The 21,114-nt window shown below is 63.8% G+C and carries 22 protein-coding genes; 9 read left to right on the forward strand and 13 right to left on the reverse strand.

What is annotated here, in order from left to right:
• Nucleotides 1-141 precede the first annotated feature (141 nt).
• The 3 genes from ACVWVY_RS06030 to nth form a co-directional block, all read right to left on the reverse strand.
• A complete protein-coding gene (locus ACVWVY_RS06030) occupies nt 142-1,767 on the reverse strand; it encodes an MFS transporter (protein WP_456625516.1) in 1,626 nt (541 codons plus the stop codon).
• The gene (locus ACVWVY_RS06035) at nt 1,754-2,905 is read right to left on the reverse strand and encodes an HlyD family secretion protein (protein ID WP_456625517.1); all 1,152 of its coding nucleotides are present in this window, start codon (nt 2,903-2,905) and stop codon (nt 1,754-1,756) included. The genes ACVWVY_RS06030 and ACVWVY_RS06035 overlap by 14 nt, the downstream gene beginning before the upstream one ends.
• Before the next feature lie 66 nt (nt 2,906-2,971).
• A complete protein-coding gene (gene nth / locus ACVWVY_RS06040; protein ID WP_456632115.1) occupies nt 2,972-3,772 on the reverse strand; it encodes an endonuclease III in 801 nt (266 codons plus the stop codon).
• 22 nt (nt 3,773-3,794) lie between these two features.
• Here nth and ACVWVY_RS06045 point away from each other — a divergent pair, with 22 nt between their 5' ends.
• Both ACVWVY_RS06045 and ACVWVY_RS06050 read left to right on the forward strand, forming a co-directional pair.
• The gene (locus tag ACVWVY_RS06045) at nt 3,795-4,316 is read left to right on the forward strand and encodes a DUF2244 domain-containing protein (RefSeq protein ID WP_456625518.1); all 522 of its coding nucleotides are present in this window, start codon (nt 3,795-3,797) and stop codon (nt 4,314-4,316) included.
• Nucleotides 4,317-4,491: 175 nt separating this feature from the next.
• Complete coding sequence (locus ACVWVY_RS06050) at nt 4,492-5,388, forward strand: methylated-DNA--[protein]-cysteine S-methyltransferase (protein ID WP_456632116.1); 897 nt, start codon at nt 4,492-4,494, stop codon at nt 5,386-5,388.
• A gap of 102 nt (nt 5,389-5,490) precedes the next feature.
• Here the strand turns inward: ACVWVY_RS06050 and ACVWVY_RS06055 are convergent, their stop codons facing one another.
• The 8 genes from ACVWVY_RS06055 to dnaK form a co-directional block, all read right to left on the reverse strand.
• Nucleotides 5,491-6,114 (reverse strand): 2,3-bisphosphoglycerate-dependent phosphoglycerate mutase, encoded by a 624-nt coding sequence (locus tag ACVWVY_RS06055; RefSeq protein WP_456625519.1) that lies wholly within the window; start codon nt 6,112-6,114, stop codon nt 5,491-5,493.
• Between the two features lie 25 nt (nt 6,115-6,139).
• Nucleotides 6,140-6,955 carry a 4-hydroxy-tetrahydrodipicolinate reductase gene (gene dapB, locus ACVWVY_RS06060; RefSeq protein ID WP_456625520.1) on the reverse strand — a complete coding sequence of 272 codons (816 nt, stop codon included), beginning with the start codon at nt 6,953-6,955 and terminating at the stop codon, nt 6,140-6,142.
• A gap of 77 nt (nt 6,956-7,032) precedes the next feature.
• Complete coding sequence (locus ACVWVY_RS06065; RefSeq protein ID WP_456625521.1) at nt 7,033-7,335, reverse strand: DUF1330 domain-containing protein; 303 nt, start codon at nt 7,333-7,335, stop codon at nt 7,033-7,035.
• Nucleotides 7,336-7,362: 27 nt separating this feature from the next.
• Nucleotides 7,363-8,073: an orotidine-5'-phosphate decarboxylase gene (gene pyrF, locus ACVWVY_RS06070; RefSeq protein WP_456625522.1), complete on the reverse strand. Its 711-nt coding sequence runs from the start codon at nt 8,071-8,073 to the stop codon at nt 7,363-7,365.
• A gap of 6 nt (nt 8,074-8,079) precedes the next feature.
• Nucleotides 8,080-8,658, reverse strand: a complete 579-nt coding sequence (locus ACVWVY_RS06075; RefSeq protein WP_456625523.1) for an NADPH-dependent FMN reductase — start codon at nt 8,656-8,658, stop codon at nt 8,080-8,082.
• A gap of 47 nt (nt 8,659-8,705) precedes the next feature.
• Complete coding sequence (locus ACVWVY_RS06080) at nt 8,706-9,308, reverse strand: class I SAM-dependent methyltransferase (RefSeq protein WP_456625524.1); 603 nt, start codon at nt 9,306-9,308, stop codon at nt 8,706-8,708.
• A gap of 209 nt (nt 9,309-9,517) precedes the next feature.
• Nucleotides 9,518-10,651, reverse strand: a complete 1,134-nt coding sequence (gene dnaJ / locus ACVWVY_RS06085) for a molecular chaperone DnaJ (protein ID WP_456625525.1) — start codon at nt 10,649-10,651, stop codon at nt 9,518-9,520.
• Between the two features lie 144 nt (nt 10,652-10,795).
• Entirely contained in the window at nt 10,796-12,697 is a 1,902-nt protein-coding gene (gene dnaK / locus ACVWVY_RS06090; protein ID WP_456625526.1) for a molecular chaperone DnaK, read from the reverse strand.
• Between the two features lie 622 nt (nt 12,698-13,319).
• Between dnaK and ACVWVY_RS06095 the strand changes: the two genes are divergently transcribed.
• From ACVWVY_RS06095 to ACVWVY_RS06110, 4 genes are all read left to right on the forward strand, one after another.
• Entirely contained in the window at nt 13,320-14,279 is a 960-nt protein-coding gene (locus ACVWVY_RS06095; protein WP_456625527.1) for a hypothetical protein, read from the forward strand.
• Between the two features lie 101 nt (nt 14,280-14,380).
• Nucleotides 14,381-15,094 (forward strand): bifunctional nicotinamidase/pyrazinamidase, encoded by a 714-nt coding sequence (gene pncA / locus ACVWVY_RS06100; RefSeq protein WP_456625528.1) that lies wholly within the window; start codon nt 14,381-14,383, stop codon nt 15,092-15,094.
• Nucleotides 15,095-15,121: 27 nt separating this feature from the next.
• Nucleotides 15,122-15,964: a helix-turn-helix domain-containing protein gene (locus ACVWVY_RS06105; protein ID WP_456625529.1), complete on the forward strand. Its 843-nt coding sequence runs from the start codon at nt 15,122-15,124 to the stop codon at nt 15,962-15,964.
• Between the two features lie 75 nt (nt 15,965-16,039).
• A complete protein-coding gene (locus ACVWVY_RS06110; protein WP_456625530.1) occupies nt 16,040-16,465 on the forward strand; it encodes a VOC family protein in 426 nt (141 codons plus the stop codon).
• A gap of 16 nt (nt 16,466-16,481) precedes the next feature.
• Here the strand turns inward: ACVWVY_RS06110 and grpE are convergent, their stop codons facing one another.
• Nucleotides 16,482-17,087 (reverse strand): nucleotide exchange factor GrpE, encoded by a 606-nt coding sequence (grpE, locus tag ACVWVY_RS06115; RefSeq protein ID WP_456625531.1) that lies wholly within the window; start codon nt 17,085-17,087, stop codon nt 16,482-16,484.
• 118 nt (nt 17,088-17,205) lie between these two features.
• Nucleotides 17,206-18,294 (reverse strand): heat-inducible transcriptional repressor HrcA, encoded by a 1,089-nt coding sequence (gene hrcA, locus ACVWVY_RS06120; RefSeq protein WP_456625532.1) that lies wholly within the window; start codon nt 18,292-18,294, stop codon nt 17,206-17,208.
• 282 nt (nt 18,295-18,576) lie between these two features.
• On the opposite strand from hrcA, the gene rph reads away from it, so the two are divergent.
• Genes rph through hemW form a run of 3 tightly spaced genes read left to right on the forward strand, consistent with a single transcriptional unit; the run spans nt 18,577 to nt 21,096 of the window.
• Nucleotides 18,577-19,290 (forward strand): ribonuclease PH, encoded by a 714-nt coding sequence (gene rph, locus ACVWVY_RS06125; RefSeq protein ID WP_456625533.1) that lies wholly within the window; start codon nt 18,577-18,579, stop codon nt 19,288-19,290.
• Between the two features lie 11 nt (nt 19,291-19,301).
• Nucleotides 19,302-19,931, forward strand: a complete 630-nt coding sequence (gene rdgB / locus ACVWVY_RS06130; protein WP_456625534.1) for an RdgB/HAM1 family non-canonical purine NTP pyrophosphatase — start codon at nt 19,302-19,304, stop codon at nt 19,929-19,931.
• On the forward strand, nt 19,924-21,096 hold the full coding sequence (gene hemW, locus ACVWVY_RS06135; protein ID WP_456625535.1) for a radical SAM family heme chaperone HemW: 1,173 nt from the start codon (nt 19,924-19,926) through the stop codon (nt 21,094-21,096). Before rdgB ends, hemW begins: the two co-directional genes overlap by 8 nt.
• Nucleotides 21,097-21,114: the final 18 nt, after the last annotated feature.

The following is a 21,114-nucleotide window of genomic DNA, read 5'->3' on the forward strand; positions in this document are numbered from 1 at the left end:
CGCGCGATCATGCGAATATTTCATCGACTGCCGCGATCGAACGGCTTTCGGCATTCACTATAATTTGAATGCAGCCCTTTGATGTCGCAATCGAGCCAGCGCGGCGGCAGGCGTTGTCGGTGCGTTGATCGGCGTCACCCACTACGACACGGCCACCCCGCACTTCCGCAGCACATTTTTCGCGAAACCGAACGGTGCCGGCGTGAAGGGGCCGGGTGGCGCGCGGGTGATCAGGGCGACGCAGAACAGCGCCGCCATCGCCAGCGAGAAGCACAGCCAAAATCCATCGATATAGGCTAGCACGTTGGCTTCGCGCTGGACCCGCGCCGACAATGTCCCCAGTGCCCGCGCCGGGGCGGCGCCCGCGCCGTGGCTGGCAAAATAGTCCCCGAGCTGACTGAGCAGGCGCGTCACGTCGAAGCCGCCGCTTTGGACGTGCAATCCCAGATAATTGGAATGGATCTGCTCGCGCACGCGCAGCCATGTGCCCATCAGCGCGACGCCGATCTCAGCCCCGCCGAGCCGCATGATCTGGATATAGGCGGCGAATGCCGTCGCGCGGGTTGGATCCACATTGGACAGCGCGAGGATGATGATCGGCAACAGCGTGAGCGACTGCCCGATCGACTGCAGCATCACGATGCCGGCGAAATCGCCGCGCGCCCAGTCATGGGTCAGTTGCGTTCCCCACAGATTGGCGGCAGCGAACGCCGAAAAGCCGAGGACCACCACGGCGCGTGCATCGAAATGCCGAAGCAGGATGATCGAGAACGGCACCAGCCCCACCATGGGCAAGGCGCCAAAAGTCAGGAGCAGCACGCCGCTTTGTTCGGGCCGCATCAGGCCAACAACGCTTAGGAAATTCGGTACCAGCGACGAGTTGGAGAGGCTTGTCAGGGTGTACAGCAGGATGGCGACCAGCGAGAGCCCGACATTGCGCGAGAACAGCACATTGACGTGGGCCCAGGGCTGGTGAACCAGCGTCTCGTTGATCAGAAAGGCGATGAGCAGCGCGCCGCCGGCGAGCAACAGCGCCATCACCGTACCCGACTCCAGCCAGTCCAGACGATTGCCTTGATCGAGACCGGCATAGATCATCGAGACGGAGGCCCCGAGCAGCAGCATCCCGCCCCAGTCGGCGTGCCTCAGCAGGTCACGGTTGATCGGCTCATTGGGCGTACCGAGATAGACCATCAGGCCCATCAGCGGCGCTATCACCACGCCCTGCCAATACAGCCACTGCCATCCCAGATGATCGACATAGAAGCCGACCAGCGAGGTAGAGCTGTCGAGCGCGAATCCCACCCTGATCGAATAGATCGCGATCGCCGGCAGCCACCATTTGATCGGCAAATTGCGCAAGATGATCATCAGTGTCGCCGGCACGAAGGTGCCGAGCAGCATGCCATGCACGATGCTAAGCGTGATCAGCGTAGGGTAATTGTGCACGAACGGGATCAGCAGCGAGATCAGGGAATAGACCAGAGCCGGAATGCCGAGCACGCGGCGCATCCCGAATACGGTCGCAAGCCACGCCACCGCCGGTGCGACGAATATCTGCGAGCCGATGCCCGCGGTGGAGAGCCAGGCGCCCTCGTCGAAGCCGAGCGAAAATGCGCCGCGCAGATCAGGCAAGCCTACCGTCGTCAGCCGGCTGTCGAAGTTCGCCAGAAACGCGCCGAGCAGCACCGCGCCGACCGCAAACAGCGGCTGCGGCGCGATCCCGCCGCGCGAAATCGGTCCGCGATCTCGGTCATTTTCCGCCATCCGTACCCGCCTCGCCGGTATTGATATGGGTGAAGACGGACATACCGGGCAGCAGGCGTTCCAGCAGCGGCTGGTTCTTGTCGAACTGGATCCGAACCGGGACCCGCTGAACGACCTTAGTGAAATTGCCGGTGGCATTGTCCGGCGGCAGCAGCGCGAATTGCGAACCGCTCGCCGGCGCAATCCGCTCGACGCGACCATGTAGTCTTTCGTTCGGGAAACTATCGATGGCGATCTCGACCGGTTGTCCGGGTTTGACCCGCGTCAACTGCGTCTCCTTGTAATTGGCGATCACATAGACGTTCGGCAGCGGCACGACATTGATGAGGTTGGTGCCGATATTGACGTAATCGCCCGGCTGCACCTGCCGCTCGCCGGTGACGCCGTCGAACGGCGCTACGATCTTGGTGTAGCCGAGCTTGAGCTTGGCCGCGGCCAGCGTCGCCTTGGCGCCCTCGAGGTCTGCTGCCCGCTGCTTCTTGGTGCCCGACAGCACTTCGAGCTGGTGACGTTGCGCGGCGATGACGGCGCGGCTCGCACGCACGTCGGCCTGCGCCTTGGCAAACCCCGCGGTCGCCTGTTCAAGCCTTTGGCGCGTTCCGGACTCGGATTGCGACAACGACTGCTGACGCTCCTGTTCCTGACGCGCCTCGACCTCCTGGGCCGCCGCGGATACGAGCTGTGCTTCGGCCTGTGCGATCGTCGCGTATTGCAGTTCGACCTGATTGCTCAGATTGTCGAGGGCTGCCTGCGCGGCGGCGACGCTGGCCTCGGCCTGCGCGACCTGGGCCGCGTAGTCGGCCGGGTCGATCTGCACCAGCAAATCGCCGGCCTTGACGCGCTGGAAATCCTTCACTGCGACCGTAATCACCTCGCCGGCGACCCGGCTGCTCAACCGCGTGAGCTCGGCACGAATATAGGCGTCGTTGGTGGTCTGGATCTTGGCGCTGCCAACCCAGGCATCCCAGTGCAGCGTCGCCGCCGTGATAAAGGCAAACGCCGTCAGCACCGCGAACAATGGAATCGTGAAGCGGCCCCAGAAGCCGCCTGTCGCCGGCGGCGGCTTCGGACCCGGCGCTAGCGGCGGCGATGGGGCCTGACTTGCGGGTGGCGGACTCGCTTGATCCTGTTCGCTCACGGCAATCCCCTCAATCACGTTCCCGCGAGCCGAATAAGACCCTCAGGATATGAAAAGGATCATGCCTCAGACCGTCTTTTCCGGCCACCGGCAAAGATCGTTGATCAGACATACCTCGCAGCGCGGCTTGCGCGCGAGACACGTGTAGCGCCCGTGCAGGATCAGCCAGTGATGGGCGTGCAGCATGAACTCGGACGGGATCACCTTTTCCAGCCCGAGCTCGACCTCGAGCGGCGTGTTGCCGGGCGCCAGCCCCGTGCGGTTGCCGACGCGGAACACATGGGTATCCACCGCCATGGTGTGTTCGCCATAGGCCATGTTGAGCACGACATTGGCGGTCTTGCGCCCGGCGCCGGGCAGCGTCTCGATCTCAGCCCGCGTACGCGGCACCTCGCCGCCGAACTCGGCAATCAGCTTTTCGGACAGCGCGATGACGTTCTTGGCCTTGTTGCGATAGAGCCCGATGGTCTTGATGTACTCGCGCACTTTCTCTTCGCCGAGCTCAAGCATCTTTTGCGGCGTATCGGCGACCGCAAACAGCGCGCGCGTCGCCTTATTGACACCGGCATCCGTTGCCTGGGCCGACAGCACCACCGCCACCAGCAGCGTATAGGGATTGAGATGTTCGAGCTCGCCCTTCGGCTCCGGATTGGCTTTGCGAAACCGACTGAATGCCTCGTGGACCTCGGCCGCTGTCCAGGGTTTCGGCTTGAGAGGCTTCGGCTTCAGGGACTTCTTCGCCGGCGGCTTGGGCGAAGACGTGACGGCTTTCTTGACGGCGTTCTTGGCGACCTGCTTTGCCGGTTTCTTCGGCACCAACGGAATGCCCGATTTTTTTGCGCTGGGTGAGCGGATGATTTTGGCCATGATCGGGATATACTGATACGCGATGACCGCAGGCAACGACTTTGATCCGGCGCTCGACCAGCCGACACTGTTTTCGGCGCGGGTGACGCCGCATCGCTCGCTCAACCGAACCGGCTTTTTGGTGCTGATGGCATTCATCGGCACGGTGAGCTTTGTCGCCGGCATCGCCTTCTTGCTGATGGGTGCCTGGCCGGTGCTCGGCTTTTTCGGCCTCGACGTGCTTGTCATCTACTGGGCGTTCAGGATCAATTTTCGCAGCGCTGACGCCACCGAGGATATCGTGGTAACGCCCTCGGAATTGCGCGTGCGGCGGGTCAGCCATCGCGGCCGTCTGATCGAATGGTCGTTCAATCCGCTCTGGGTGCAGCTTGAACAGACCGGCGACCCCGAATTCGGCATCGAGCACCTTTATCTGGTCTCCCGCGGCCGCCGGGTCTCGATCGGCCATTTTCTGGGACCGGACGAAAAAGCGAGCTTTGCCAAAGCCTTACTGGCGGCGTTGCAGACCGCCAAGCGCGGCATCACATATAATCCGGTCGCGTAAGGCTTTCTTTTTTGACGCGTTTTCTACCGCAGATAAGTCTACGCAATCTGCGCAAGCTTGCGAACCGGTTCCCACCCCCGGATCAAGTCCGAGGGCATGCTTCGCTCGAAAACGCTAATTTGGCTTGTCGGAAATCGGGTGGTTTGGACCGCGCATGAGCCCTAAATCAGACCCCATGATGATCACAGCCATACAAGAACAGCGCCTGACCAAGTCGGGCCCCCAGAACGCCGCGCTGCGCGATTACGACTCGGTGCGCCGCGCCATCGCCTTCATCTCGGAGCACTGGCGCGCGCAACCGACCATCGAGGCGATGGCGGACGCCGCCGCGGTGACGCCGGATGAATTGCACCACCTGTTCCGCCGCTGGGCTTCGCTGACGCCAAAGGCGTTCATGCAGGCGCTGACGCTGGATCACGCCAAGGGCCTGCTGCGCGATTCCGCCAGTGTGCTCGATGCCGCACTCGACTCAGGCCTGTCGGGCCCGGGCCGGCTGCATGATTTGTTCGTCACCCATGAAGCGATGTCGCCGGGCGAATGGAAGAACGGCGGCGCCGGCATGACGCTGCGCTACGGTTTCCATGCTTGCCCCTTCGGCACCGCGATCGTGATCGCCAGCGAGCGCGGGCTGGCGGGGCTTGCCTTCGCCGATCCCGGCGAGGAGCCGGTCGCGTTCGCCGATATGAAGCGGCGCTCGCCGAACGCGACCTATGTCGAGGACCACGACGGCACCGCCGGCCTCGCGCAACGCATCTTCGATCCGCGCCTGTGGCGGCCGGACCAGCCGTTGCGGGTGGTCCTGATCGGCACCGATTTCGAGGTGCGGGTGTGGGAGACGCTCTTGAAAATCCCGATGGGTCGCGCGGTCTGCTATTCCGACATCGCCAACAAGATCAAAAACCCGAAGGCGTCGCGCGCCGTCGGCGCCGCGGTCGGCCGTAACCCGGTGTCGTTCGTGGTGCCCTGCCATCGCGCGCTCGGCAAGGGCGGCGCGCTGACCGGCTATCACTGGGGCGTCACGCGCAAGCAGGCGATGCTCGGCTGGGAAGCGGGACAGGTCGGGCTGCATTGACTTCGCAGGGTGGGCAAAGGCGCTCTTGCGCCGTGCCCACCATCTATCCCGGTGACGACTGAATGGTGGGCACGCTTCGCTTTGCCCACCCTACTTCTGATCTCACGCCGCCAAATCAACCTTCGTCGCGACCGTCGAATCCGCATTGAGCCGATAGATCACCGGCGCGCCGGTGGCGAGCTCGCGCTTCAAAATCTGCTCGGGCGTCAGCTTCTCCAGCACCATGATCAGCGCGCGCAGCGAATTGCCATGGGCGGCGACCAGCGTGCGCTGGCCGCGCAGCACGCCGGGCAAAATCTCCTGCACGTAATAGGGCAGCGCGCGCGCCAGCGTGTCCTTCAGGCTTTCGCCGCCGGGCGGCGGCACGTCGTAGGAGCGGCGCCAGACCAGCACCTGGTCCTCGCCCCATTTCTTGCGGGCGTCATCCTTGTTGAGGCCGGAGAGATCGCCGTAGTCGCGTTCGTTGAGCGCGAGATTCTTCGTCGTCGGCAATCCCGTCTGCCCGATCTCGGCGAGCATCAGATCGAGCGTATGCTGGGCGCGGGTCAGCACCGAGGTAAAGGCAACATCGAACGTCAGTCCTTGGGCCTTTAGTTTGCGGCCGGCCTCCTTGGCCTCGGCAATGCCCTGTTCGGTGAGACCAGGATCCTTCCAGCCGGTGAACAGGTTTTTCAGATTCCATTCGCTCTGGCCGTGCCGCACGAGCACGAGAAGTCGGTCGCTCATTGAAAGGATTTCCGTTTTTCGATTTCTAGAAGTCGGCAAGCCCGAGCACATCGGTCATCGTATAGAAGCCGGGCGTCTTGCCCCGCGCCCATAGTGCCGCCTTGACGGCGCCCTGGGCAAACATCGTCCGGTCCTCGGCGCGGTGGGTCAGTTCGATCCGCTCCATGGCACCGGCGAAGATCACGCTGTGATCGCCGGTGACAGTACCGCCGCGCAGTGCGGCAAAGCCGATGTCGCCGGGACGCCGCGCTCCGGTCTCGCCGTCGCGGCCACGCGCCGAATGGGTATAGAGATCGACGCCGCGGCCGGCGGCGGCGGCCTCGCCCAGCATCAAGGCCGTGCCCGACGGCGCGTCGATCTTGGCCTTGTGATGCATTTCGAGAATCTCGATATCGAAACTCTGGTCGAGCGATTGCGCGACCCGCTTCACCAGCGCCGCCAGCAGGTTGACGCCGAGGCTCATATTGCCTGACTTCACCACGATCGCGCGCGAGGTGACGCTCTTGATGACGGCATCGTCCGACGCCGACAGACCGGTGGTGCCGATGACATGGACCAGCCCGCGCTCGGCGGCGATTGCGACATTGGCGATGGTGGCGCCGGGGACGGTGAAATCCAGAATGCCGTCGGCATTGGCCGACAGCGTCCACAGGTCGGCCGAAAGTTTGACGCCATTTTCCGGCAGGCCGGCGAGCACGCCGGCATCCTTGCCCAGCAGTTCCGAACCCGGCGCTTCCAGCGCGCCGGAAAGCAGCGCACCCGGCGTTTCCGAAATGACGCGCACCAGCGCGCGGCCCATCCGGCCGCCGGCCCCCGCAACGATCAATCGCATATCGGACATGGCTTTACCTCTTTACGGGGTATAGCCGGGGCAGGCTGTTCCGGCAACCAAGCACGGCCGGCCACTCGTCCGGCCCCTCAGGGCTGCGGGCCGTCATAGCCCTCGATGATGATGAGCTCGGCGACCGAATGCGGCAGCCGCACCTTGATGTTCTCCTGGTATTCCGGCGAGTGGTAGCAGGCCAGCGCGGTCTCATAGTCGGGAAATTCGATCACCACATTGCGTGAGCGGCTTTGGCCTTCGATGGCCGTGAATTTGCCCGCACGCACGACGAAGCGCCCGCCGAATTTCTTGAAGATGGCCGGGTTGGCCGCCGCATAGGCCTTGTAGCCTTCGTCATTGTGCACGTCGACGCGCGCGATCCAGTATCCCTTGGCCATCTCAATCTCCGTTTTTTTGTTTCGCTACTATGCCAACGCCTGCTTGATGTCCGCCTGAATGGCATCCGCCGCCGACTTGGGGTCAGCGGCTTCCGTGATTGGGCGTCCGACCACGAGATAGTCCGCGCCGGCGGCGATGGCGCGCGCCGGCGTCATGATGCGCTTCTGGTCGCCGGTCGCAGCCCCCGCCGGGCGAATGCCCGGCGTCACCAGGTTCATCTGGTGACCGACGATCTTGCGTAAGCTGGCCGCCTCTTCCGGCGAGCTGACGAGCCCGTCGACGCCGAGCACCTGCGCCTGCTGCGCGCGCGCTTCGACGAGATCCGAAACGTTGAGGCGATAGCCCGCGGCATGCAGGTCGCCATCGTCATACGACGTCAGCACGGTGACGGCGAGAATCTTCAGGCCCGATCCGGCGCGCGCCTCGACCGCGGCCTTCATGGTCTGCGGATAGGCGTGCACGGTGAGGAAGGTGGCGCCGAGTTTGGCGACGCTCTCGACGCCGCGCGCCACCGTGTTGCCGATGTCGTGCAGCTTGAGATCGACGAAAACCTTCTTGCCTGATTTCGCCAGTTGCTGCACCAGCGGCAGCCCGCCGGCATAGCCGAGCTGGTAGCCGATCTTGTAGAAGCTCACGCTGTCGCCGAGCCGCGCAACCAGCGCTTCCGCCTCTGCCACCCCGGGCAGATCGAGCGCGACGATCAGGCGGTCCTTCGGCGCGATATCGGCTGGCTGCATGTCACCTCACATCATGCGTTGGGAAATGTCGATCAACTGCCGCACCAGCGCTTTCAGCGCCTCGGCATCAGCGGAATTCTTCAAGCGCTCCATCTCGTCATAGGCGTCGTCGGCGAACGACAGCGCGAACTGGTTCGGGATTACCTGGGCATGGCAGGCCGACAGGATCAGCCGCAGCGCGGCAAGCGCGCGGGCGCCGCCGAGCCGCCCGCCGGACGCGGAGGCGATCGCAAACACCCGCTCGCGAAACACCTGCCCACGGGTCTCGTGCAAATCCTGCACCCGGCTCACCCAGTCGATGGTGTTCTTGACCAGCGCCGGCACCGAGGAATTGTACTCCGGCGTCACGATCAGCACGCCATGATGGGCCGCCATCATCCGCTTCAGATTGACCGCGTGCTTGGGCACGCCGGACTTGGCCTGCAGGTCGCCGTCATAGATCGGCAGCGGAAAATCACCGAGCGAGATCCGGGTGATTTCGGCGCCTTCCTGCGCCAGCGCATGCGCGGCAACGGCGGCCAGCTTCGCATTGAGCGAGCCTGATCGGAGCGATCCCGGGATCACGAGGATTTTCAGCGCGGACATATTTGAATTCGTATTCGGGGCAAATCCTGCCACGCGAATACGTGGCATCAGCCCTTGCGATACACCCAGACCCGCGCGGGCGGAAGGTTCATCCAGATCCGCTCGGAGGCTTCTGTGGACACGCCCGGCAGCGATTTCGGAATCGGCGGCGCGACCGAATAGGTGAACTGCACGAAGGGGGCGCCGGGCGCGAGCGCCAGGAAGGCGTCGCGCATCAGTTTCAGCCGCGTCAGCATCGGTTTTGTCACCAGCGGCAGGCCGGAGACCACGGCGGAGGCCGGCGCGCCCAGCACCTCGCCGAGCGAGTCGCGCAGCGCATAGGCGTCGCCCTGCACGACCTTGGCCTGCGGATAGCGGTCGCGCAGCAACGCGCAGAAGCCGGGATTGTATTCGACCAGCACCAGCCGCTTCTGGTCGACGCCATGTTCGATCAGCGCGGTGGTGATCGCGCCGGTCCCGGGACCAAGTTCGATCACCGGTCCCTTGGAATCGACGTTGACATATTGCGCCATGGTCCGGGCGAGCAACTTGCCTGACGGCATCACCGCACCCATGTGCAGCGGCTTTTCGATCCATGAACGAAGGAAGCGAACCTCATCGTCCAGACGGAGAGGCTTCTTCAACGCACGCACGGACGATTGCAAAGGCATGTCGCTACCAGCGGGACCCGCTTGACGCGCGGGAATGTCAGAAAACAGTCATAAACACGTATAGGTCGACGGCGATATGGTCAAGCCAAACGGTAACACGCTAGGTCTGCCAACGTGCCCGCGATCCGGCGATAAGACCCTGTGCAAGCTGAATGAATCATGACTGACGGGCGAGAACTGCGCTTTGCGCAGCTCGCCTTCGCGCGGGGTCAGGAGCCCGCGCGGTTGCCGAAGAAGTCCTTGACCTTGGTGAAGAAGCCCGCCGCTTCCGGCTGCGTGGCGCCGGACGATAGCTTTTCGAACTCGGACAGCAATTCCTGCTGCTTCTTGGTCAGATTTTGCGGCGTTTCGACCATGACCTGGACGTACATGTCGCCGGTCTGGCGCGAGCGGAGCACCGGCATGCCTTTTGATGCAATGCGGAAACGGCGGCCGGACTGCGTCCCGGCCGGCACTTTGACCTTGGTCTTGCCCTTGTCGATGGTCGGGACCTCGAATTCGCCGCCGAGGGCTGCTGCGACCATCGAGATCGGAACCCTGCAATGCAGATCTGCGCCGTCGCGCTGGAAGAACTCGTGGGTGGCCAGCGACAGGAAAATATAGAGATCGCCGGGCGGTCCGCCGCGGACGCCGGCCTCGCCCTCGCCGGCCAGACGAATGCGGGTGCCGTCCTCGACGCCCTGCGGGATGTTGACCGACAGCGTCCGGTCGCGCGTGACCCGTCCTGACCCAGCGCAGTTCGGGCAGGCGTCCTCGATCATCTGGCCGCGGCCCTGACAGCTGGGGCAGGTCCGCTCCAGCGTGAAGAAGCCCTGGGCCTGGCGCACTCGGCCCGCGCCGCCACAGTGCGAGCAGGTCTTCGGCTTGGTGCCGGCCTTGGCGCCGGTGCCCGAGCAGGGCTCGCAAGTGACCGAGACCGGGATCTCGATCTGCGCGGTCTTGCCCAGAAAGGCTTCCTCCAGCGTGATTTCCATGTTGTAGCGCAGGTCGGCGCCGCGCTCGCGTCCGCCACCGCGCCCGCGCTGCCCGGCCATGCCGAACAGGTCTTCGAAAATATCGGAGAATGACGAGGCGAAGCCGGCGCCGAAGCCGGGACCGCCGCCGCCCATGCCCTGCTCGAATGCGGCATGGCCATAGCGGTCATAGGCGGCGCGTTTATCGCCGTCCTTCAGGACCTCGTAGGCTTCGTTGATTTCCTTGAAGCGGACTTCGCTCGAGGCATCGCCCGGATTCTTGTCCGGATGCCATTTCATCGCGAGCTTGCGGAACGCCGCCTTGAGCTTACCGTCGTCCGCGTTCCGTTCGACTTCCAGGGTTTCGTAGTAGCAGCGCTTGGTGGACATCAGTCAAACCCGCCCGAAATTCGTCTTCATGCCGCAGGCACGCTCAATCGAAAGATGCAGCCTTCGGCTTAAAGAAAAATGACCCCCACCCATCGAACGCTGCCTGCGCGCTCTTTTGGATGAGGGTCATGATCGAAAGCCCGCTTACGCCGACTTCTTGTTGTTCTTGTCGTCGTCGACCTCGGTGAACTCCGCGTCGACCACGTCATCCTTGGCAGCGTCCCGCTTGGCGTCCGCCTCGGCCTGCTGCTTGTACATGGCCTCGCCGAGCTTCATCGAAGCCTGCGCCACGGTGTTGGTCTTGGCCTTGATGGCCTCGGCATCGTCGCCCTTCAGCGCTTCCTTCAGGTCGCTGACGGCATCCTCGATGGCGCGGCGCTCGCTTTCCTCGACCTTCGAACCGTGTTCGGCCAGCGCCTTCTCGGTGGAATGCACCAGCGCGTCGGCATGGTTCTTGGCGTCGACCGCCTCCCGGCGCTTCTTGTCCTCGGCCGCATTGGCCTCGGCGTCCTTGACCATCTTCTGGATGTCGGCTTCCGACAGGCCGCCGGAGGCCTGAATCCGGATCTGCTGCTCCTTGCCGGTCGCCTTGTCCTTGGCGGACACGTTGACGATGCCGTTGGCGTCGATGTCGAACGTCACCTCGATCTGCGGCATGCCGCGCGGCGACGGCGGGATACCCATCAGGTCGAACTGGCCGAGCACCTTGTTGTCAGCCGCCATTTCGCGCTCGCCCTGGAAGACGCGGATGGTGACCGCGTTCTGGTTATCCTCGGCGGTCGAGAACACCTGGCTCTTCTTGGTCGGGATCGTGGTGTTGCGGTCGATGATGCGGGTGAACACGCCACCCAGCGTCTCGATGCCCAGCGAAAGCGGCGTCACGTCGAGCAGCAGCACGTCCTTGACGTCGCCCTGCAGCACGCCGGCCTGAATGGCTGCGCCGATGGCGACGACTTCGTCCGGGTTGACGCCCTTGTGCGGCTCCTTGCCGAACAGCTGCTTCACCACTTCCTGGACCTTCGGCATGCGGGTCATGCCGCCGACCAGCACCACTTCGCCGATTTCGGCGGCGGTGAGGCCTGCGTCCTTCAAGGCCTTGCGGCAGGGCTCAATGGTCTTCTGGACGAGATCGTCGACCAGCGCTTCGAACTTGGCGCGGGTCAGCTTCATCGTCAGATGCTTCGGCCCGGTCTGGTCGGCCGTGATGAAGGGCAGGTTGATTTCGGTCTGCGTGGTCGAGGACAACTCGATCTTGGCCTTTTCGGCAGCCTCTTTCAGACGCTGCAAGGCAAGCTTGTCGTTGCGCAGGTTGATGCCCTGCTCCTTCTGGAACTCATCGGCCAGATAGCTGACGAGCCGCATGTCGAAGTCTTCACCGCCCAAAAACGTGTCGCCGTTGGTCGACTTCACCTCGAACACGCCGTCGCCGATTTCAAGAATGGAGACGTCGAAGGTGCCGCCGCCGAGGTCGTACACCGCAATCGTGCCGGCTTTCGTCTTGTCGAGGCCGTAGGCGAGTGCTGCCGCCGTCGGCTCGTTGATGATGCGCAGCACTTCGAGACCGGCGATCTTGCCGGCGTCCTTGGTGGCCTGACGCTGCGCGTCGTTGAAGTAGGCGGGAACGGTAATGACGGCCTGCTCGACCTTCTGGCCGAGATGGGCTTCCGCGGTCTCCTTCATCTTCTGCAGGATGAAGGCCGAGACCTGCGAGGGCGAATAGGTCTTGCCGTCGGCTTCGACCCAGGCGTCGCCGTTCGATGCCTTGACGATCTTGTAGGGGACGAGCTTCTTGTCCTTCTCGACCATCGGGTCGTCATAGCGGCGGCCGATCAGGCGCTTCACTGCGAAGAACGTTCGCTCGGGATTGGTCACCGCCTGGCGCTTGGCGGGCTGGCCGACGAGGCGCTCGCCGTCATCGGTGACGGCAACGATCGAAGGCGTCGTGCGCATGCCTTCCGCGTTCTCGATGACTTTTGCAGTCTTGCCATCCATTACGGCGACGCACGAGTTCGTGGTGCCGAGATCGATCCCAATGACCTTTCCCATGGTCCTCATATCCTTCTTGTTGCGGCAGGTTGGCTGGGCCCTGGACGGCGCACCTAACCGAACCCCCAACTATCAAATACTCGCGATATTGCGACGGTGAGCCTCATATAGGAGGGGGGGTTGGGCCTGCAAGGACCGAACGCAAGCTTAGGGCCTGAAAAGGCTGACGTTTGAAAGATTGTGTCAGCCCGAGGCGGGGGCGCATCAGTGCCTGGCGCGGCGTTAAGAAATCGGCAAGGCCCGTGATCCAAGGCCGCTCCTCGCGCGCGCCGTCGGAGCGCTGCGCAGCCATGCGGAATCCTCCCCATCGAGGGCCTGGCCGTGGAAGGGGAGCGGTATTTGGCCGCTGTAAGCGCCTCAAAAAGAGCTCGGATACCGGGCCAAATCCTGCAAAAGGGCCGACATATTGGAATGTAACGGTGGAACGATCCCCTAACCTGCCCTGTTGCAGGGACATCAAAACCGCTAAAAGCGGGCCGACTGGAACGACCCCTGTCGTGCCCCAAGGCTCCAAGGTCGGCTCCAAGGTTGGCTCCAAGGTTGGCTCCAAGATTCCACGAGAGATTCCTAGCTGCATCGTCGGACCGCCGAGCGGCCCCCATGCAAACCCGGTAGATCCTTCATGACGCTACTTCGATACTTCGCTGCGGTTGCCCTGATCTTTGCCGCCAATTCTACGGTATTTTCGTCCGCGTTCGCCGCCGACCCGGTCTTCCCGCCGGGCGCCAGGGTGGGCATGACGCCACTGGTCGGCCTCAACAAGGCCAGAAATTTCATCGGCTTCGAGACCGAGGACCAAGGCGTCAAGGTGCTGGTCACCGACCTGCCCGCCGAAGCCTATGGCGAGGTCGCCAATGCCTTCAAGGCCAACCCGGGCGGCACCGGCGGCATCAAGCCGGAGAGCATCGAGACCGCGGCGGGGCTCGCCTACTACACCGTCGAAAACGGCAAGGAAAACGCCAAGGACGGCGCCAATGTGCGCCGCTACTCGATGATCCTGCCCGGCCCCACCTTCTCCGGCTATGTCGCCGTGCAGGTGCCCGAGAACGCTTCCAAGATCTACACCGACGACGCCGTGCGCCAGATGTTCGCTTCCGCCGTGATCCGTACCGAGGTGCCGCTCGAGGAGCAGCTCGGGTTGATGCCGTTCAAGATGAGCGAGCTCTCGAATTTCAAGAACATCCGCACGCTGGCGCCGGGCGCCGCCCTCATCCTCGCCGATAGCGACGAAAAGGCCGGCTTCGAAGCCGCGCCCTTCATGATCATCGGCCTGATCGGCTCGACGGCCGGCTCGCCCGATGATCGCGGCCGCTTTGCCCAGCAGATTGCGACCACCATTCCCGGCGTGCGCGACGGCAGGATCACGATGTCGGAGCCGGTCCGCATCGACGGCCAGCCCGGCTACGAGACGCGGATCGACGCCACCAGCGGCAAGGACAATACGCCGGTTACGATCGTGCAGTGGCTGCGGTTCGGCGCCCAGACCTCGATGCGCATCATCGGCTCTTCGCCGCGCGACGACTGGACCAAGGCCTTTCCGCGCTTCCGCGCGGTGCGCGACGGAATTCATCCGCGGGGCTGATGTTCGAAATTTGCCAGCCGCGCCGAATTTTCGGGCTTTCGTTCGTACACAAATGGAACTAGCTTTTCCCCGTCGAATTTCAACAACCGGGGAGGAGCATCATGTTTACTCGCAGGCTGGTTCTGACAGCTCTTGGCGCGACGTCCGTCGCTGCCCTCGCGCCATCTGCGCTTTGGGCCGCACCGATCAAGCCCGATGAGGCTTCCGCGCTGCTCGTCATCGACGTGCAAAACTGTTTCCTTCCTGGCGGCAGCCTCGCGGTCAAAGACGGCGAACAGGTCGTCCCCATCATCAACCAGCTCGCCAAGGGCTTTGCCAATGTGGTGATGACGCAGGACTGGCACACCGCGGGCCATGTCTCGTTCGCGACATCGCATTCCGGCAAAAAACCGTTCGAAACCGTCGATCTCTCCTACGGCAAGCAGGTGCTTTGGCCGGATCATTGCGTGCAGGGGACCGAGGGTGCGTCGCTGTCGAAGGACCTCGCGATCCCGCATGCCGGGCTCGTCATCCGCAAGGGTTTCAACAAGAACGTGGACAGCTATTCGGCCTTCACCGAGGCTGACGGCAAGACCACGACGGGGCTCGCCGCGTACCTGAAGGCACGCAAGGTGAAGCGGGTATTCCTCGCCGGCCTCGCCACCGATTTCTGCGTGGCATGGAGTGCGCTCGATGCGCGCAAGGCGGGCTTTGAAACCTACGTGATCGAAGACGCCTGCCGTGGCATCGATACCCAGGGCTCGCTCGCAAAAGCCTGGACCGACATGACCAAGGCTGGCGTCAAGCGGATCAAGTCCAGCGATATCGCGGCTTAACGCTGTCACCTCTCGCAGAGGTCAGGGATGTCCGACCTGACGGCTCCGTCCGCGTTCGAGTTAGCCCGTCGTGCGCCGTCACAACGCACGACGGGGCTTGTTTCGGGCATGACCGGTTACCGTGAAACGGCGCGTGGCCGGTTTTCCCAGCGCGAAACCGCCTCGCTGGTGGTACCCCTGATCATCAGCTTCGGCACGCCGTTCCTGATCGCGCTCGGGCGCGAGCCCGATGCCGCCGACCGACAGCCGAGCTTCGCCGCCGGGCTTTATGCCGGCCCGGTGCTGATCGAATCCGATGGCGGCGCCGAATGCGTGCAGGTGGATTTCACGCCGCTTGGCGCCTACCGCTTCTTTGGCAGCGCCGTCGTCGATCTCGCCGCGCGCATGGTCGACATGTCAGACGTGCTGGGCCGCGAAGGCCGGCAACTGCGCGAACGGCTTGGCGCGACGCCCCTTTGGCAAAACCGTTTCGATCTGGTCGAGGATTTTGTTGCTGATCGCGCCAACCACCTGCCGTCACCCGAAATCGAATTCGCCTATCGACGATTGGCGCGAACGGCGGGCGGCGCGCGCATAACCGAGCTTGCGAAAGAGATCGGCTGGAGCCGCAAGCACCTGGTGAACCGTTTTCGATCTGAACTCGGTCTGGCGCCGAAGCCGGTTGCCCGCATCATGCGTTTCCATCAAGCCTGTCGGCTGGCGCATTCAGGAGAAGCCCGCGGCTGGGCCGGGGTTGCCGCCGAGAGCGGTTATGCCGACCAGGCGCATCTCGCCCGCGAATTTTCAACCCTTGCCGGCGAGTCGCCAACGGTCTGGGCTAGGCGGCTGGCGCTGACAGACAGCCGTCTGGTGCGATCGCTGGACGTTTAGCCGGGTAACAAATCTTCAAGCCGGCGCTGCCGCGCTTGCGCATAGTGGCGCGGCATCTGACAAAGGAGGTTTTCCGTGCCCCATCAAAGCGAAACCGAAGCGCCGCGCATCTATCCGACGATGCGCTGCCGGGATACCGAGGCCATGATCGGCTGGCTGAAGGATGTGGTCGGCTTCACCGAGCGCGTCGTCTATCGCAACGGCGACACGATCCAGCATGCCGAACTTGCCTACGGCCCCTCGCTGCTGATGCTCGGCCAATGCCGCGATGACGAATACGGCAAACTTGTCGGCGATATCGGCGGCCGCCGCACCGACGCGCTCTACGTCGCCGTCGACGATCCCGACGCGCTGCACGCCAGGATCAAGGCATCCGGCGCCAGGATCGAGATGGCGCTGCACGACACGGATTACGGCAGCCGCGACTTCGCCTGCCGGGACCCGGAAGGCCATCTCTGGAGCTTTGGCACCTACTGGCCGAAGGCAGACGATAAGCCGTAGGCCTGGTAAATCCGGCTTAGTTCGTGACGTCGGCCGCGGGTGCGGCCTTTGCGCCACCCTTGGAAACGGCAACCAGAGCCGGGCGCAGCACGCGCTCGCCGATCATGAAGCCGGCCTGCACGACCTGAACCACCGTCCCGGACGGAACGGACGGGTCGGGCACTTCGTACATCGCCTGCTGGAAGTTGGGATCGAACTTCTCGCCCGACGGATCGAACTTCTTGACGCCGTTCTTCTCCAGCGTGTTGAGCAGCGAACGCTCGGTCAGCTCCACGCCCTCGATGAAGGCCTTGATGCCGGCATCGGCGGTCTCCCTGGCCTCGGCCGGAATCGCGTCGAGCGCGCGCTGCAGATTGTCTGCGATATCGAGAATGTCGCGCGCAAAACCGGTGATGCCGTACATCTTGGAATCGGCCACCTCGCGCCTGGTGCGCTGGCGCAGGTTTTCCATTTCCGCCAGCGTGCGCAGCATCTTGTCGCGCGCCTCGGCCAGTTCCTTGGTCAGGGCCTCATTCGATCCTTCCTCGGGATCGTCGGGCATGATGTAGGGTTTTGAGACCACGGGCTCGCCGGTCTGGGCCGGTTTCACCGCATCATCACTCGGCCGGTTGGGATCGGTCATAAGACTGCCTTCTCAAAAAACGTATTGGGTTCGATGGGGATTTGCTGGGCCGGATATCGTGCTTTAGTGGCCGAAAATCAAGCGCAACCACACCGGATTGGGGTCAATTTGGGGCGGATTAGCCGCCCAGCATCCGGCTGACGATCCGGGCGGCATAATCCACCGTCGGAATCACCCTGGCATAGTTCAGCCGCGTCGGCCCGATCACGCCGAGAACGCCGACGATGCGGCCCGCGGCGTCGCTATAGGGGGCGATGATGGTGGAGGAACCGGACAGTGAGAACAGCTTGTTCTCGGATCCGATGAAAATCCGCACCCCCTCGGCGCGCTCTGCCCGGCCCAACAGGTCAATTACGCCGCGCTTGGTCTCGAGATCGTCGAACAACGACTTGACGCGTTCGAGATCCTCCAGCGCGTGCAAATCTTCGAGCAAATTGGCATGGCCGCGCACGATCAATTGCCGGTCGTCGTTGTCGCCGCCGGACCAGCTTGCGATGCCGGCCGCGATCACCTTTTGCGTCAGCTGATCGAGCTCGACGCGGCTTTGCGTCAGCGCGGTTTCGAGTTCGAGACGCGCTTCGGCAAGCGTCCGCCCGCGAATCCGCGAATTGAGGAAGTTGGTCGCTTCCGTCAGCGCCGAGGAGGGAACGCCGGGCGGCAGCGCCAGCACGCGGTTTTCGACCTGGCCTTCTTCGCCGACCAGCACCACCAGCGCGCGCTCCGGCTCCAGCCGCACGAATTCGATGTGCTTCAGCCGCGAATTGGATTTGGCGGTCAGCACCACGGCCGCGGCCCGGGTCAGGCCGGAGAGCCGCGTCAAAGCTTCGCCGAGCGCGGCCTCGACCGATTGCGCGCGCCCGACGGAGGCGAGCTGGCTCTTGATCGATTCCCGTTCGGGCTCGGTGAGATCTCCGATCTGCATCAGCGCGTCGACGAAGAACCGCAAGCCCAGTTCGGTCGGAAGGCGGCCGGCAGAGGTATGTGGTGCATAGATCAGCCCCAGGTGCTCGAGGTCCGACATCACGTTGCGGACCGAGGCCGGCGACAGCGGCAGCGCGATCAGGCGAGAAATATTGCGCGAGCCGACGGGTTCGCCGGTCGCGAGATAGCTCTCGACGATTTGACGAAAAATGTCGCGTGAACGCTCGTTGAGCTGGGCGAGCCCGGCATGCGGCGCGATCAGGCCAATCGGATCGTGGTGGGCCACTCAGTACTTCCTCCCAACACCCTAATTTGTCGATCCAGGGGACCAATGACAAGCGTCCGTTTAACGATAGCGTTTTCGAGCGAAGTGGCCGCCGGTTCGCATAGCAATCAAGTTTACGCAGATTGCGTAGACTTATCTGCGCAGAAAACGCGTCAAAACGAGGCGATAGAGGTTCGGTTCTGACCTCTATCCCAAACCGGGCCAAAAGCCCCTTGCCGCTGCGCACGCCCCCTCCTACAAGCACCGCGAACGAATTTTCGCTCGATTTCGAAAGGATTTCCCATGCGGCCAAGCCGCCGTGCGCCCGATCAGCTGCGCCCCGTGTCGCTGGAACGCGGCGTGGTCAAATATGCCGAAGGTTCCTGCATGGTGAAGTTCGGCGACACCCATGTGCTGGTCACGGCCACGCTGGAAGAACGGCTGCCGCCGTGGCTGAAGGGCCAGGGCCGCGGCTGGGTCACCGCCGAATACGGCATGCTGCCGCGCGCCACGTTGGAACGCACCCGCCGCGAGGCCGCCGCCGGCAAGCAGGGCGGCCGCACCGTCGAGATCCAGCGGCTGATCGGCCGCAGCTTGCGCGCAGCCGTCGACCTCGAAGCGCTCGGCGAGCGCCAGATCACGGTCGATTGCGACGTGATCCAGGCCGATGGCGGCACCCGCACCGCCTCGATCACCGGCGCATGGGTGGCTCTGGCGGACTGCATCGCGTGGATGAAAAACCGCAACATGCTGAAGGCCAACGTGCTGCGCGACAATGTCGCGGCGATCTCCTGCGGCATCTATCAGGGTACGCCGGTATTGGATCTCGATTATGCCGAGGATTCCGAGGCCGAAACCGACGCCAATTTCGTCATGACCGGCGACGGCCGCATCATCGAGGTGCAGGGCACCGCCGAAAAGACGCCGTTCTCGCAGGACGAGTTCCTCGCGCTGATGGAACTGGCGCGCAAGGGTGTCGCGCGTCTGGTGGACTTGCAGAAGATGGCCGTCGCGTAGTCTGATCGCATATGCACCGTCGAATCACCGGCCGGCTCGTGATCGCGACCCACAATCCCGGCAAGCTCGCCGAGATGCGGGAACTGCTGGCGCCGCATGGCGTCGACGCCGTTTCCGCGGGCGAATTGAGCCTCGGCGAGCCCGAGGAAACCGGAGACACGTTTCGCGCCAATGCGGCGATCAAGGCGATCGCGGCCGCCCAGGCGGCGCAATTGCCGGCCTTTGCCGACGATTCCGGCCTCGTGGTCGATGCGCTGGACGGCGCGCCTGGAATCTACTCGGCGCGCTGGGCCGGTGAGGGCAAGGATTTCATGGCGGCGATGAGCCGGATCGAGCGCCTGTTGCAGGAACGTGGCGCGACCACGCCGGACAAGCGAAAGGCGCATTTCGTGTCCGCGCTGTGCGTCGCCTGGCCCGATGGCCATCTTGAGGAGGTCGAGGCCCGCGCCGATGGAACTTTGGTATGGCCCCCGCGCGGCACCGCCGGATTCGGCTATGATCCGGCGTTCCAGCCTGATGGGCACACGCGGACGTTTGGCGAGATGACCTCGATCGAAAAGCACGGCCTGCCGCCGATAGGCCTCGGCCTGTCGCACCGGGCGCGTGCCTTCGTCAAACTGGCGGAGATCTGTCTTGGCTAGCGCCGAACGCCACTATCCGAAGCGGACCGCCTTCGGCGTCTACGTGCACTGGCCGTTCTGCCTGTCGAAGTGCCCGTATTGCGATTTCAACAGCCACGTCCGTCACGCGCCGATCGACGAAGAGCGATTTGCCCGTGCGTTTGCGCGCGAGATCGAGACCACAGCGGCGCGCACGCCTGGTCGAACCGTCACATCGATCTTTCTCGGCGGCGGCACGCCATCGCTGATGCAGCCGCAAACCGTGGGCTCCATCCTGGATTCGATCGGCAAGCATTGGCGCGTCGCCGACAATGTCGAGGTGACGCTGGAGGCCAATCCGACCAGCGTGGAAGCAACAAGGTTTCGCGGCTATCGCGCAGCCGGCGTCAACCGTGTCTCGCTCGGCGTGCAGGCGCTGGATGACGCCTCGCTGAAGGCGCTGGGACGATTGCACAGCGCGCGCGAAGCGCTGGATGCGGTCGCGATCGCACGCGGCGCGTTCGATCGTTACTCGTTCGACCTGATCTACGCCCGTCCCGACCAGACGCCGCAGATGTGGGCGGACGAATTGAAGCTCGCGATTTCGGAAGCTGCCGAGCATCTCTCGCTCTACCAGCTCACGATCGAGGAAGGCACGCCGTTCTTCGGCCTGCATGCGGCGGGCAAATTGAAAACACCTGATGAGGCGGTTGCCCGTGCGCTCTACGACGTGACGCAGGAAGTCTGCGCGCATCATGGCTTGCCGGCCTACGAGATTTCCAACCACGCGCGCGCAGGCGCCGAATGCCAGCACAATCTGGTCTACTGGCGCGGCGATGAATATGCCGGCATCGGCCCGGGCGCGCATGGGCGGCTGGACATCGATGGTACCAGGCACGCGATCGCGACCGAAAAACGTCCCGAGGCCTGGCTGATGCGCGTCGAGGCCAACGGCCATGGCGTCGTCACCGACGATTTTCTCAACAGCGAAGAACGCGCCGACGAATTTTTGCTGATGGGATTGCGCCTCGCCGAGGGCATCGACCCCAAACGCTATGCCGCCTTGTCCGGCCGCGCGCTCGACCCGAGCCGGATCGCCGTGCTCCGCGAGGAAGGCGCCATCATCGTCGACGCCGACGGCAGGCTGCGCGTGACCAAAGACGGTTTCCCCGTGCTCGATGCGGTGGTCGCGGATCTCGCGGCGTAAAGGCTGTCGTTGCTGCGA

This window comes from Bradyrhizobium sp. URHC0002 (assembly GCF_054059515.1).

Excerpts from the sequence above, each read along its gene's own strand:
- dnaK (WP_456625526.1), bottom strand. The coding sequence starts at position 12,697 with ATGGGAAAGGTCATTGGGATCGATCTCGGCACCACGAACTCGTGCGTC.
- ACVWVY_RS06045 (WP_456625518.1), top strand. The coding sequence starts at position 3,795 with ATGACCGCAGGCAACGACTTTGATCCGGCGCTCGACCAGCCGACACTG.
- ACVWVY_RS06050 (WP_456632116.1), top strand. The coding sequence starts at position 4,492 with ATGATGATCACAGCCATACAAGAACAGCGCCTGACCAAGTCGGGCCCC.
- ACVWVY_RS06055 (WP_456625519.1), bottom strand. The coding sequence starts at position 6,114 with ATGAGCGACCGACTTCTCGTGCTCGTGCGGCACGGCCAGAGCGAATGG.
- rdgB (WP_456625534.1), top strand. The coding sequence starts at position 19,302 with ATGCACCGTCGAATCACCGGCCGGCTCGTGATCGCGACCCACAATCCC.
- pncA (WP_456625528.1), top strand. The coding sequence starts at position 14,381 with ATGTTTACTCGCAGGCTGGTTCTGACAGCTCTTGGCGCGACGTCCGTC.
- nth (WP_456632115.1), bottom strand. The coding sequence starts at position 3,772 with ATGGCCAAAATCATCCGCTCACCCAGCGCAAAAAAATCGGGCATTCCG.
- dnaJ (WP_456625525.1), bottom strand. The coding sequence starts at position 10,651 with ATGTCCACCAAGCGCTGCTACTACGAAACCCTGGAAGTCGAACGGAAC.
- rph (WP_456625533.1), top strand. The coding sequence starts at position 18,577 with ATGCGGCCAAGCCGCCGTGCGCCCGATCAGCTGCGCCCCGTGTCGCTG.
- dapB (WP_456625520.1), bottom strand. The coding sequence starts at position 6,955 with ATGTCCGATATGCGATTGATCGTTGCGGGGGCCGGCGGCCGGATGGGC.
- ACVWVY_RS06065 (WP_456625521.1), bottom strand. The coding sequence starts at position 7,335 with ATGGCCAAGGGATACTGGATCGCGCGCGTCGACGTGCACAATGACGAA.
- ACVWVY_RS06080 (WP_456625524.1), bottom strand. The coding sequence starts at position 9,308 with ATGCCTTTGCAATCGTCCGTGCGTGCGTTGAAGAAGCCTCTCCGTCTG.
- pyrF (WP_456625522.1), bottom strand. The coding sequence starts at position 8,073 with ATGCAGCCAGCCGATATCGCGCCGAAGGACCGCCTGATCGTCGCGCTC.
- grpE (WP_456625531.1), bottom strand. The coding sequence starts at position 17,087 with ATGACCGATCCCAACCGGCCGAGTGATGATGCGGTGAAACCGGCCCAG.
- ACVWVY_RS06095 (WP_456625527.1), top strand. The coding sequence starts at position 13,320 with ATGACGCTACTTCGATACTTCGCTGCGGTTGCCCTGATCTTTGCCGCC.
- ACVWVY_RS06030 (WP_456625516.1), bottom strand. The coding sequence starts at position 1,767 with ATGGCGGAAAATGACCGAGATCGCGGACCGATTTCGCGCGGCGGGATC.
- ACVWVY_RS06105 (WP_456625529.1), top strand. The coding sequence starts at position 15,122 with ATGTCCGACCTGACGGCTCCGTCCGCGTTCGAGTTAGCCCGTCGTGCG.
- ACVWVY_RS06075 (WP_456625523.1), bottom strand. The coding sequence starts at position 8,658 with ATGTCCGCGCTGAAAATCCTCGTGATCCCGGGATCGCTCCGATCAGGC.